Origin of the sequence: Cellulomonas sp. NPDC057328 (assembly GCF_042667215.1) — a bacterium.
GTDB lineage: Bacteria > Actinomycetota > Actinomycetes > Actinomycetales > Cellulomonadaceae > Cellulomonas.
Window position 1 is genome coordinate 1 of record NZ_JBHUZW010000122.1, and the last position, 11568, is coordinate 11568.

Below are 11568 nucleotides of genomic sequence, written 5' to 3' on the forward strand. Positions count from 1 at the left end.
CCGGCGGGACGGGCGGACGGCCCGTCGGCGGCGGGTCAGCTGCGCGCGCGCACCGTCAGCGCGGCCGCACGCGTCGCCGCGCTGCCCTCGCCGTTGGAGAACACGGCGCGGTACTGCGTGCCGTACGCCAGCGGCGTGACGGGGACCCGCAGCGTCGTCGTGTGCGCCAGGGGCACCGGCAGCCACGGGCCGGAGAACCACCGGAACTGCCAGCGCACCGTCGGTGCCGGGTAGCCGGTGGCGGCCGCGTCGAACGTCGCCCACGCGCCGAGGCGTGCGGACGTCGCCTGCGGGTGGCGGGTCACGACGGGCGCCGAGCGCGTGACCGTGACCTTCGCCTCCTGCGTCGTCGCGGACCCCGCGGCGTTCGTGAACACCGCGCGGTACCGCGCGCCGTCCTGCGCCGCCGTGACCGTCACCTCGAGCGTGCCGGACGTCGCACCGGGCACGTCGGCCCACGCCGCCGACCCGCGCCGGACCTGCCACTGCACGGTCGGTGCCGGGACGCCGGACGCCGCGGCGGTGAGCGTCGCCGTGCCGCCGAGCGCGACGGTGGCACCCGTCGGCTGCGTCGTCACCGTCGGCGCGACCGCCTCGGGCGCCGCCTGGCCCTGGTCCGCGACGAACGACGCGACCCACGACAGCGACGAGTTCCAGTTGATCGTGATCTCGTTGGACGCCCACGACGTGATGTCGTCGAGGTAGCACCGCGCCGGCGCGCACCCCTCGGTGAACGCCGCCTGCATCGTCGGGTCCCACGTCCCGGTCATCGAGTTCGGACCGCCCGCGAGCGACCCGGGCGGCGGGTGCGGCAGCGCGGGGTCGAGCTGCGCGGCGAACCAGCGCGAGTGCTGGTTCTGCGAGTACACCGTGCCCCAGCCGGTCACGTAGGACTGGTTGAGCGCGTTGCGGCCGAACAGGTAGTCGAGCCCTTCGAGCACGCCGTCGAGGTAGCGCCGGTCACCCGTGAGGTCGTACGCCGTCGCGATGACGACCAGGATGTTCGTCACCGACGAGTTCGAGCCCCAGTCGTAGGCGCCGCCGGTCGGCGAGTACACCGAGCCGAACGCGTGCCCCTCCTGCGCGGCGAGGTAGGCGTCGGCCCCGGCGACGACGGACGCGCGCACCGCGTCGCGGTCCGCGAGCCCGTTCGGGACGGTCGCGAGGGTGAGCCGGCCGAGCGCCGCGGTGCTGCCCCAGCTGAAGCCGCCGGGACCGAACACGTCACCGGTGTGGTGCGGGCTCGCGGCGACGTCCGCCGCGAACGCGTCCTCGCCGGTGGTGGTGAACAGCTCCGCCGCGGCCCAGTAGAACTCGTCGCTCACGTCGCGGTCGTCGTACGGCCCGCCGCCGTCGGAGCCGGCCGCGGCCGGCGCGTACACGTCGGGGTGCGCCTGCGCGGCCGCGTAGGCGTCGCGCGCCGCGGTGAGCAGCGTGTCCGCGAACGCGGCGTCGTGCTCGCGGAACAGGCGGGCGCCCTGCGCCGCCACGGCCGCGAGGTTGAGCGTGGCCGCGGTCGACGGCCGGTGCAGCGAGCGCACCTGCGGGTCGTCGGCCGGCATGAGCGGCAGGCCGGTCCAGCCCTCGTCGTGGATCTTGTGGTGCACCATCCCGGCGTACTCGCCGGCCGGCGCCACCATCTTGAGCATCCACTCGAGCTCCCAGCGCGCCTCGTCGAGGACGTCGGGCACGTCGTTGCCCCGCTCGGGCAGGCGCAGCGTGGCGTCGCCGAGCGCACCCTCCCGGGCGGTGGGCGCGTGCAGGGTCCGCTCGTAGGTCGAGAGCACCTGCGCGACGGAGATCCCGCCGTTCACGACGTACTTGCCGTGGTCGCCCGCGTCGTACCAGCCGCCGGTCACGTCCAGCGTGTAGTCGCAGGTCCAGCCGTCGTAGTAGTCGCGCGGGCCGATGCACGGCACGTCGGTGTCGCCCTGGTTGGGCGGCACCCCCACGTGCCCGGCCTCGCGGGCGTACTCCTCGCCGACGATCTCGGCCTCGATCGGCGTGCCGGAGCGCGCCAGGTAGAAGTAGTTCAGCGCGTCGTACCGCAGCTGCGCGTACAGGTCGGACGCGATGGCGAACGGACGGCTCGTCTCGCCGTCGGCGACGAGGGTGAAGCCCTCACCGGTCGCCTCGACGTCGGAGAAGTCGACGACGTGCACGTCGGCGTCGGCGGAGGCGTCGTGCCCCGCCGGCGTCGTCGTGCCCTCGGCGACCGTGGCGCCCGCGGCGTCGAGCAGCTGCCACGGGAGCGCCTCCGCCGCGTCGGTCACGAGCGTCGCGCGCTTGGGCCCGTGCGGCAGGTAGCCGACCTGGTTGACGCGCACGCGCGGGCCGGTGTCCGGCTCGTACGGCGGCGGCGGCGTGGCGGACGTGGTCAACGACACCTCCGAAATGCAGAACTCGTACGCACCCTGCTTGCCCAGGTGGAAGGCCACCTGGCCGGGCGCCTCGCCCTCGGCGGGGAACGACAGGTTGGCCGTGAACGGGTACTCGAGCGTCGTCGCCTCCGTGCCGAGCGGCGCGGACGCCTGCTCCAGCACCGTGCGGTACGCCCCGCCGCCCTCGCCCACGATGACGCGGACCGGCGTGGCGGGCGTCGTGCGCGCCGTGAAGGACAGGACGTAGTTCTCGTCCTCGTCGATCGGCACACCCGTGTACGTCAGGCCGGCGTCCCACGGGTTCGACTGGCCGCCGGGCAGGTCGACGCAGACCTCGCCGTCCGCGAAGCGCGGCTCCCCGGTGCCGTGGAAGCCCCAGGGGCCGAGCCCCTCGGCGAACGACGTGTGCGGCAGCAGCTCGGCGTCACCGCTCAGCGACACGTCGTCGAGGCAGAACGTCCACGCCTCGTCGGTGACCCCGCCGAGCTGGAACGCGATCTGCCCCTCGGGCTCGTCGGCCGTCGGCGCGGCCGGGTAGCTCGCGGTGGCGGTGAACACCTCCTCGACGGGCGTCGGCGTGCTCGTGAGCGCGGGGCTGGTGTCGAGCACGGTCCCGTACGGGGCGCCGTTCTGACCGATCAGCGCGCGGATGGTCACGTCGGTGGACGCTGTCGCCGTGTACCCGAACGTGTAGGTCGAGCCCTCCTCGACCGCCACGCCGTTGAGCACCACGCCGACCCCGTACTGCGCGGAGCCGGCGGGCACGTCGACGCACAGGGCGCCGGTGCTGGTGTCGATCTCCCCCTCGTGCCCGTACGCCACCCAGGCGCCCGGACCCTCCTCGAAGGACCCGTCGCCGAGCAGCGAGCCGGCGGCGGGCAGAGCGCCCACCACCGCGAGCGCCACCGCGGCCGTCCCGGCCGTCAGCGCTGCGCCCGTCCGCGCCGCGCGAGTCGTGCTGCGAGAAACCACGTCGTTCCCCCTAGCCATAGGAGCGCTCCCACTCCTCTGTGGGGGCGTCAGCCGTCGACGGAGGATAGACCGGGAATCGGACGAACCGGTAGGCGTGCGGCGCGCGCAGGCGCCGGTCAGGGCACCCGAAACGATTCGGTCCTTCCCACGGGCGACGCGCGCCGCAGGCGTCAGCCGGCGGGCGCGAGCACGACGTCCGGCCGCAGCCGGTCGTCGCGACGGCGCACGACGGCCACGAGGACGCCGTCCGGACCGATGGCCGCCACGGGGCCGTCGGGGGCGTCGCCCACCGGCACGCCCTGGCCGTAGGACAGCGCGCGTGCCTCCGACTCGGTGAGCTCGCGGACGGGGAACGCCGCGCGCGCCGCGTCCGCCAGCGGCAGGACGTCGACGGCGGCGTCGTCCGGCGTCGCCGCCAGCGCGTCCAGGCTCCGCGCCACCTCGAGGCCGTACCCGCCGACCCGGGTGCGCCGCAGCGCGGTGAGGTGCCCGCCGACGCCGAGCGCGTCACCGAGGTCGCGCGCCAGCGCCCGGACGTAGGTACCCGAGGAGCAGGTGACGGCCACGTCGACGTCGAGCACCGGCACCTCCGCGCCGTCCGCGCCCGGGGCGGTCGCAGGGCGGACGTCGAGGACGTCGAACCGGGCGACGGTCACGGGCCGCGCCGCGAGCTCGACCTGCTCGCCGGCGCGGACGCGCGCGTACGCGCGCTGCCCGCCGACCTTGATCGCGGAGACGGCGCTCGGCACCTGCAGCAGGTCGCCGGTGAGCGCGCCGGCGGCCGCCATGACCGCGTCGCGCGTCACCGCGGCGGCGTCGGTCACCGTGAGGGTCTCCCCCTCGGCGTCCTCGGTCGACGTGCGCACACCCAGCCGCACGGTCGCCGCGTAGTCCTTGTCGGCGCCGGTGACGTACGTCAGCAGGCGCGTCGCACGCCCGATGCCGAGCACGAGGACGCCCGTGGCCATGGGGTCGAGGGTCCCGGCGTGCCCGACCTTCCGCGTCGACGCGAGCCGCCGGACGCGCGCGACGACGTCGTGGCTCGTCCAGCCGGCGGGCTTGTCGACGACGAGCACGCCGTCGTCGGCGGTGGGCCGGCGCGGGCGCCCGTCGTCGCGCGGGCCACGCCGCTGCGGACCGCCACCCCGTCCTGCACGCGCCGGCGGCGGTGCCGAGGTCGCGTCGGTCATGCGTCGGTGTCGTCGTCCTCGTCGGGACGGCGGTACGGGTCCGCGTCGCCGGCGGGACGCGCCGTGGCGGCGAGACGCGCCACCTCGGCGTCGCGGCGCGCGGCCTCGGACAGCGCGGCCTCGAGGTGGGCGGCCGTCTCGGGCACCGCGTCGAGGTGGAACGCGAGGGTCGGCGTGAGCCGGATGCCCGTCTGCTTGCCGACCTCGGACCGGATGAGCCCCTTGGCGCTCTCGAGCGCCGCGGCGCTGCCGGTCCGGGCCTCCTCGTCGCCGAGGACGGTGTAGTACACGTCGGCGTGCTGGAGGTCACCGGTGACGCGCACGTCGGTGATGGTGACGAAGCCGAGCCGCGGGTCCTTGACCCGCGTGTCGATCATGCGCGCGACGACCTGCTGGATCCGCTCCGCGATCTTCCGCGCCCGAGCCGTGTCCGCCATGGCACTTCCTTTCCTTGAAGCCTCCATCACACGAGATGGCGGGCTCTTCTGCACGAGGACGGACGCAGGGAGGGGTCGGCGGGCCGTGGTGGGCCTGGCACGGGCCGCCAGGCCCGCGGTAGGCCCGCCGACCCCTCCCGGAGTCCGGCCGGACGCGACGGATCGCGCCCGGCCGGTCCCACATCAGCTGCGCGGCTTCTCGCGCATCTCCCACGTCTCGATGACGTCCTCGACCTGCAGGTCGTTGAACGACCCGAGGCCGATACCGCACTCGAAGCCCTCGCGGACCTCGGTGGCGTCGTCCTTGAACCGCTTGAGCGACTCGATCGTGAGGTTGTCGCCCACGACCTTGCCGCGGCGCAGGACGCGCGCCTTCGTGTTCCGTCGGATCTCGCCGGAGCGGACGATCGACCCGGCGATGTTGCCGAACTTCGAGGAGCGGAAGACCTCACGGATCTCCGCGGAGCCCAGCTGGACCTCCTCGTACTCCGGCTTGAGCATGCCCTTGAGGGCCGCCTCGACGTCGTCGATCGCCTGGTAGATGACCGAGTAGAAGCGCACGTCGACGCCCTCGCGGTCGGCCAGGTCCTCGACGCGCTCCGCGTACTTCACGTTGAAGCCGATGATGATCGCGTTGTCGACCGTGGCGAGGTTGACGTCGTTCTGCGTGATGGCACCCACACCGCGGTGGATGACGCGCAGGTCGACCTCGTCGCCGACGTCGATCTTGAGCAGCGCGTCCTCGAGCGCCTCGACGGCACCGGACACGTCGCCCTTGAGGACCAGGTTGAGGGTCTCGACCTTGCCCTGCTGCAGCGCCTGCGTGAAGTCCTCGAGGCTGATGCGCTTGCGGCGCTTGGCCAGGAGGGCGGCACGCTCGGCGGCCTCGCGCTTCTCGGCGATCTGCCGGGCGGTGCGCTCGTCGGGCGCCACCAGGAACGTGTCGCCGGCGCTCGGCACCGACGCCAGGCCGAGGACCTGGACCGGACGTGCCGGGCCCGCCTCGGTGACGTTGTCGCCGTGCTCGTCGAACATCGCCCGGACGCGTCCGTGCGCGGTGCCGGCGACGATCGCGTCCCCGACGTGCAGCGTGCCGGACTGGACCAGCACGGTCGCGACCGCACCGCGGCCCTTGTCGAGGTTCGCCTCGATGGCGACGCCGCGCGCGTCCTTGTCGGGGTTGGCCCGCAGGTCGAGCGCCGCGTCGGCGGTCAGCAGGACGGCCTCGAGGAGCTCCTCGATGCCCATGCGCTGCTTGGCCGACACGTTGACGAACATCGTGTCGCCGCCGTACTCCTCGGCCACGAGGTTGTACTCGGTGAGCTGCTGGCGGATCTTGTCGGGGTTGGACCCCTCCTTGTCCACCTTGTTGACCGCCACGACGATCGGCACGCCGGCCGCCTGCGCGTGGTTGAGCGCCTCGATCGTCTGGGGCATCACGCCGTCGTCCGCCGCGACCACGAGGATCGCGATGTCCGTCACCTGCGCACCACGGGCACGCATGGCGGTGAACGCCTCGTGACCCGGGGTGTCGATGAACGTGATGGCCCGCTCCTGGCCCTCGTGCTCCGTGCGCACCTGGTAGGCACCGATGTGCTGGGTGATGCCGCCGGCCTCGCCCGCGACGACGTCCGTGGACCGGATGGCGTCGAGGAGCTTCGTCTTTCCGTGGTCGACGTGACCCATGACGGTGACGACCGGCGGACGCGCCGCCAGGTCCTCGTCGCCCTCGGCCTCGAGCTCGGCGTCCAGGTCGATGTCGAAGGACCCGAGCAGCTCGCGGTCCTCCTCCTCGGCCGACACCATCTCGATGACGTAGCCGAGCTCGGTGGCGAGCGTGCCGAACGTGTCCTCGTCGAGGGACTGCGTCGCCGTGGCCATCTCACCGAGGTGGAAGAGCACGGTGACGAGCGCCGCCGGGTTGGCGTCGATCTTGTCGGCGAAGTCGTTCAGCGACGAGCCGTGCCGCAGCCGGATGACCGTGGAGCCGTTGCCGCGCGGGACGCTGACGCCACCGAGCGACGGGGCCTGCATGGCCTCGAACTCCTGGCGCTTCGCCCGCTTCGACTTCCGCCCGCGGACCGGGCGACCACCGGCGCGACCGAACGCGCCCTGCGTGCTGCCGCGACCGGCGCCGCCGGGACGACCGCCGCCACCGGGACGGCCGGCGAAACCGCCGCCGCCGCCGGGCGCACCGCCGGGACGACCGCCGTAGCCGCCGCCACCGCCGCCGCGACCGCCACCCGGGCCGCCGCGACCGGCCGCAGCCGGGCGCTCGCCGGGACGGCCCACGCCGCTGGAGGTGCGGCCGGGCATCATGCCGGGGTTCGGGCGGGGACCGCCCGGACGCGGTGCCGGACGGGGACCGCCGGGACGGTCGCCCGCGGCAGCCGCGGGAGCGCCCTCGGGCGCCTGGCGGCGCTCACCGGGACGCGGCATGCCCTGCGACGGGGCGAAGGGGTTGTTGCCCGGGCGCGGACCGCCGGGACGCGGGCCGCCGGGACGGTCGCCGCCGCCCTGACGGGGCATGCCCTGCGACGGCGCGAACGGGTTGTTGCCCGGACGACCGCTGGTGCGGCCGGCACCGGGACGACCGGCACCGCCGCCCTGACCACCCTGGCCGCCGGGGCGCGGGGCACCGGGACGGGCCGCGGGGGCGGGACGGGCTGCCGGGGCCTGCGGCGCGGGCGCCTGGGGCGTGCGTGCGGCCGGCGCGGGGGCCGGAGCCGCCGGGGCGGGCGTGGCCGGCGCGGGACGCGGACCGGGCGCCGGGGCGGCAGGCGCCGCCGGGGCGGGCGCGGACGCGGCCGGAGCCGGTGCGGCGGGCGCCGACGCCACGGGGGCGGCGGGCGCGGGTGCCGGGGCGGCGGGTGCCGCCGGGGCGGGCGCCGCGGGACGCGGGGCCGGCGCGGGGCGCGCGGCGGAGCCGTTGCCACCGCCGGCGGGGTAGGTGTCGCGCAGCTTGCGCACGACGGGCGGCTCGATGGTCGAGGACGCCGAACGGACGAACTCACCGAGCTCGCCGAGCTTGCTCATGAGGGTCTTGCTGTCAACTCCGAGCTCCTTGGCGAGCTCGTAGACGCGGACCTTGGCCACATCTCTCCTGTCTCGGTCCGCCCGAGACAGGTCGGACCGTCGTTAGTGCTGGGTACTCATCTCTGGGCACTCATCGCTGCGTGCTCATCGGGTCGCCATCGGCTTCCAACCCGCTTTCCCTGTCGACGGTCGGCATCGGTCCTGTCCCGACGCCGTCGTGCTGCGGCCGTGGCTGGTCCGCGTGCCGGTGCACCGCACCGGCGACCACCTCCGTGCCGAGCGGGCCTGCGTGACGCAGGGCCCTCCCGAACGCCCGCCGGCGGACGGCGAGCTCGAGGCAGTGCGGATCGGGGTGCAGCCAGGCACCCCGGCCCGGCATCCGGCGGCGCTCGTCCGCGACGAGCACGGGTTCACCCGTGGCGTCGCGGCCCAGCACCACCCTCAGCAGGGCCGATCTCGGACCGGTCGAGCGGCACCCCACGCACGTGCGCACCGGACCCGGATCGGGCACGGGAGGCACGGGATCGGGGGTCCGCCTGCTCGGCGAGGAGAGCCGGCCTTCCGGCCCAGCCTCCGTCAGTCTACCGCGCCGGCTCACCGGACGTGACCGGACGCCCCGTCGGTCGCGTCCGCCGGGCGCTGGTCGGCACCCTCGGAGGGGTCCTGCGCGTCCGACCGGATGTCGATCCGCCACCCCGTCAGCTTGGCCGCGAGCCGCGCGTTCTGGCCCTCCTTGCCGATCGCGAGGGACAGCTGGTAGTCCGGCACGACGACGCGCGCGGCGCGTGCGTCGGGGTCGACGACCGTGACGGAGAGCACCCGGGCGGGCGACAGCGCGTGCGCCACCATCTCCGCCGGGTCGTCCGCGTGGTCGACGATGTCGATCTTCTCGCCGTGCAGCTCCGCCATCACGGCACGGACGCGACCGCCCATGGGGCCGATGCAGGCGCCCTTCGCGTTGACGCCCTGCACCGTGGCGCGCACGGCCATCTTGCTGCGGTGGCCGGCCTCGCGGGCCAGCGCGGTGATCTCGACGGTGCCGTCCGCGATCTCCGGCACCTCGAGGGCGAACAGCTTGCGGACGAGGTTCGGGTGCGTGCGCGACAGCGTGATCTGCGGCCCGCGCTGCCCGCGCGCGACGTCGAGGACGTACACGCGCAGGCGCTCGCCGTGCACGTACTTCTCCCCCGGCACCTGCTCGTGCGCCGGCAGCACCGCCTCGACCCCGCCGAGGTCCACGAGGACCGTCCGCGGGTCCCGGCCCTGCTGGATGACGCCGCCGAGCACCTCGCCCGCCTTGCCGCGGAACTGGCCGAGGACCTGGTCGTCCTCGGCGTCGCGCAGGCGCTGGACGATCACCTGGCGCGCCGTCGCGGTCGCGATGCGGCCGAAGCCCGCCGGCGTGTCCTCGTACTCGGGCGTCTCGGCGTCGGGCGCCTCCGGGTCGACCGGGTCCTTGGCCCACACCGTCACGTGCCCGGAGCGGCGGTCCACCTCGACCCGGGCGCGCTGCTGCGCCCCGGGGGTGCGGTGGTACGCCGAGAGCAGCGCCTGCTCGATGGCCTCCACGAGCACGTCGAGGCTGATCTCCCGCTCGCGCTCGATCAGGCGCAGCGCCTGCATGTCGATGTCCACGTCAGCCCTCCGTCTCGATGTCGTCGTCCTGCCCCGCCACGCCGCTCAGGTCGACCTCGACCCGCCCCGACCGCACGTCGGCCCAGGGCACCGCCACGGGCGCCCCCTCCTTGGGGCGGCGGCCCTTGCCCGGGTCCGTCACGGGCACGACCACCACCTCCGGCGCGTCACCCTCGCCCACCTCGACGAGGCGGCCGGCGACGACGCCGCCGTCGGTGCGCACCAGCGTCACCGAGCGGCCGACCGCGCGCCGCCAGTGCCGCGGCTCCGTGAGGGGCCGGTCGACCCCGGGGCTGCTCACCTCGAGCGTGTAGGCACCGGGCAGCACGTCGGTGGCGTCGAGCGCGTCGGACACGGCCTGCGTGACCTCGCCGATGCGGTCGAGGTCCAGCTCACGCTCGTCGTCCGCGGCGAGGTCGACGACGACGCGCACCACCGTGCGGGCCCCCGCACCGGCGACCTGCAGGCCCTCCAGCAGGAGCCCGGCCGCCGTGACGGCGGGCTCCACGACCTCACGCACCCGGGGTGCGGCTGCTGGCGCGACCATGACGCGGCCTCCTGTCGGCTCTCGGCGCGGGCGGCACGAGCGGCGACCCTTGTGACGTTGTGGGCCCCCAGCGTAACGACTCGGTGGGCCGCCCCCGACCCGGTGGGGTGTCGCCTCGCGCACGTGGGAGGATCGCGCCCGATGGACCGTCCCGCCGCCCCCGCCCCGTCCAGCACCGCGCCGTCCAGCACCGCCCCGTCCCGCACCGCGCCGTCCCGCACGTCGCCGACCGCCGCCCGCCGGACGGGCGCGCGGCGGACCGCGCGCGCCGTGCTGGCCCTCGCGTGCGTGCTGCCGCTGGCCGCGTGCGGTCTGCGGCTCGAGACCCCGCCGCCGGTCGAGCCCAGCCCCGACGCCCTCGAGCAGGTGCGCGGCCGGACGGTGGCGGACGCCCTCGGGCTGGCGGCCGACGCCGACGCGGTCGCCGCGGGCACGCCCGAGGGCCCCGCGCGCACGGTCCTGCTCGACGTCGCGGCCTTCTCCCGGCAGCACGCGGACGCGGCGGGCGGTGTCTACGACTCCGGGCTGCCCGACCCCGAGCCGTCCGCGTCGACCGCGCCGCCGCCCGCGCCGGCCGCCGACGCGGCGGCGCTCGTGGCGGAGCTCGCGGACGACGCCGCGACCGCCGCCGCGGACGCGGACGAGGTCGCCGACGGACCGCTCGCGCGGCTCGTCGCGTCCGTGGCGACGTCCCGCGCCGAGCTCGCCGACCGCCTCGCGGACGCCACCGGGCTCCCCCGCCCCGAGTCCGCCGGGCCCGCCGACGCGCCGGCCGACACGCAGGACGGAGGTACGCCGGACGCGGGGACGCCCGACGCCGGGGCGACGGGGACCGACGCACCGGGCGCGGGGACGACCCCGCCGGCGTCGCCGACGGCGGACGCCGAGCCAGCGGGGTCGACGGCGGCGCTCGGCGCCGACGCAGCCGCGCTCGCCGCCGTCGCGCTCGCGCACGACGAGGCCGGCTTCGCCCACGAGGTCGTCGCCGCGCGACGCTCCGACGACGCGCGCGCGCAGTCCCGCGCGGAGGCGGCACGCCACCGCGCCGCCGCGAACCGGTGGGCGGTCGCGGCGGGCGTCGCCGGGCGGGCCGCGGACCCGCGCCGTTCGGCGTACGCGCTCCCGGCCGACCTCGACGACCCCGCCGTGGTCGACGATCTCCTGCGCCGCCTGGAGTCCGGGGTCGCGGACGCCTACGCCGCGGCGACCGCGTCGGCGGCACCCGGCGAGCGGGGTCCGCTCCTCGCGGGGCTGCGCGAGGCGCACGCCGCGGCGGGCGCGCGCGGCGCCGCCCCCGTCCCGTTCCCCGGCGTCCCGGAGCTGGCGACCGCCCCGCTGGGCTGAACGACGGCGGGTCCCGACGTCGGGAC

General features: G+C 75.9%; 8 protein-coding genes. 1 reads left to right on the forward strand and 7 read right to left on the reverse strand.

From position 1 onward, the window contains the following. Window positions 1–35 precede the first annotated feature (35 nt). The 7 genes from ACFUMH_RS16420 to rimP all read right to left on the reverse strand — a co-directional run bounded on the left by ACFUMH_RS16420 (window position 36) and on the right by rimP (window position 10198). The gene (locus tag ACFUMH_RS16420; protein WP_378208001.1) at window positions 36–3353 is read right to left on the reverse strand and encodes a glycoside hydrolase family 9 protein; all 3318 of its coding nucleotides are present in this window, start codon (window positions 3351–3353) and stop codon (window positions 36–38) included. Between the two features lie 170 nt (window positions 3354–3523). Then, complete coding sequence (gene truB, locus ACFUMH_RS16425) at window positions 3524–4543, reverse strand: tRNA pseudouridine(55) synthase TruB (protein WP_378208004.1); 1020 nt, start codon at window positions 4541–4543, stop codon at window positions 3524–3526. Next, window positions 4540–4980, reverse strand: a complete 441-nt coding sequence (gene rbfA / locus ACFUMH_RS16430; RefSeq protein WP_378208007.1) for a 30S ribosome-binding factor RbfA — start codon at window positions 4978–4980, stop codon at window positions 4540–4542. Before rbfA ends, truB begins: the two co-directional genes overlap by 4 nt. 183 nt (window positions 4981–5163) lie before the next feature. Next, window positions 5164–8076 carry a translation initiation factor IF-2 gene (infB, locus tag ACFUMH_RS16435; protein ID WP_378208010.1) on the reverse strand — a complete coding sequence of 971 codons (2913 nt, stop codon included), beginning with the start codon at window positions 8074–8076 and terminating at the stop codon, window positions 5164–5166. A gap of 70 nt (window positions 8077–8146) precedes the next feature. Beyond that, the gene (locus ACFUMH_RS16440) at window positions 8147–8710 is read right to left on the reverse strand and encodes a YlxR family protein (protein WP_378208013.1); all 564 of its coding nucleotides are present in this window, start codon (window positions 8708–8710) and stop codon (window positions 8147–8149) included. After that, window positions 8611–9651 carry a transcription termination factor NusA gene (gene nusA, locus ACFUMH_RS16445; protein WP_378208016.1) on the reverse strand — a complete coding sequence of 347 codons (1041 nt, stop codon included), beginning with the start codon at window positions 9649–9651 and terminating at the stop codon, window positions 8611–8613. Before nusA ends, ACFUMH_RS16440 begins: the two co-directional genes overlap by 100 nt. 1 nt (window position 9652) lies before the next feature. Next, window positions 9653–10198, reverse strand: coding sequence for a ribosome maturation factor RimP (gene rimP, locus ACFUMH_RS16450; RefSeq protein ID WP_378208019.1), 546 nt, complete (start codon window positions 10196–10198; stop codon window positions 9653–9655). 141 nt (window positions 10199–10339) lie between these two features. On the opposite strand from rimP, the gene ACFUMH_RS16455 reads away from it, so the two are divergent. Continuing rightward, on the forward strand, window positions 10340–11542 hold the full coding sequence (locus ACFUMH_RS16455) for a DUF4439 domain-containing protein (RefSeq protein WP_378208022.1): 1203 nt from the start codon (window positions 10340–10342) through the stop codon (window positions 11540–11542). Window positions 11543–11568 lie beyond the last annotated feature (26 nt).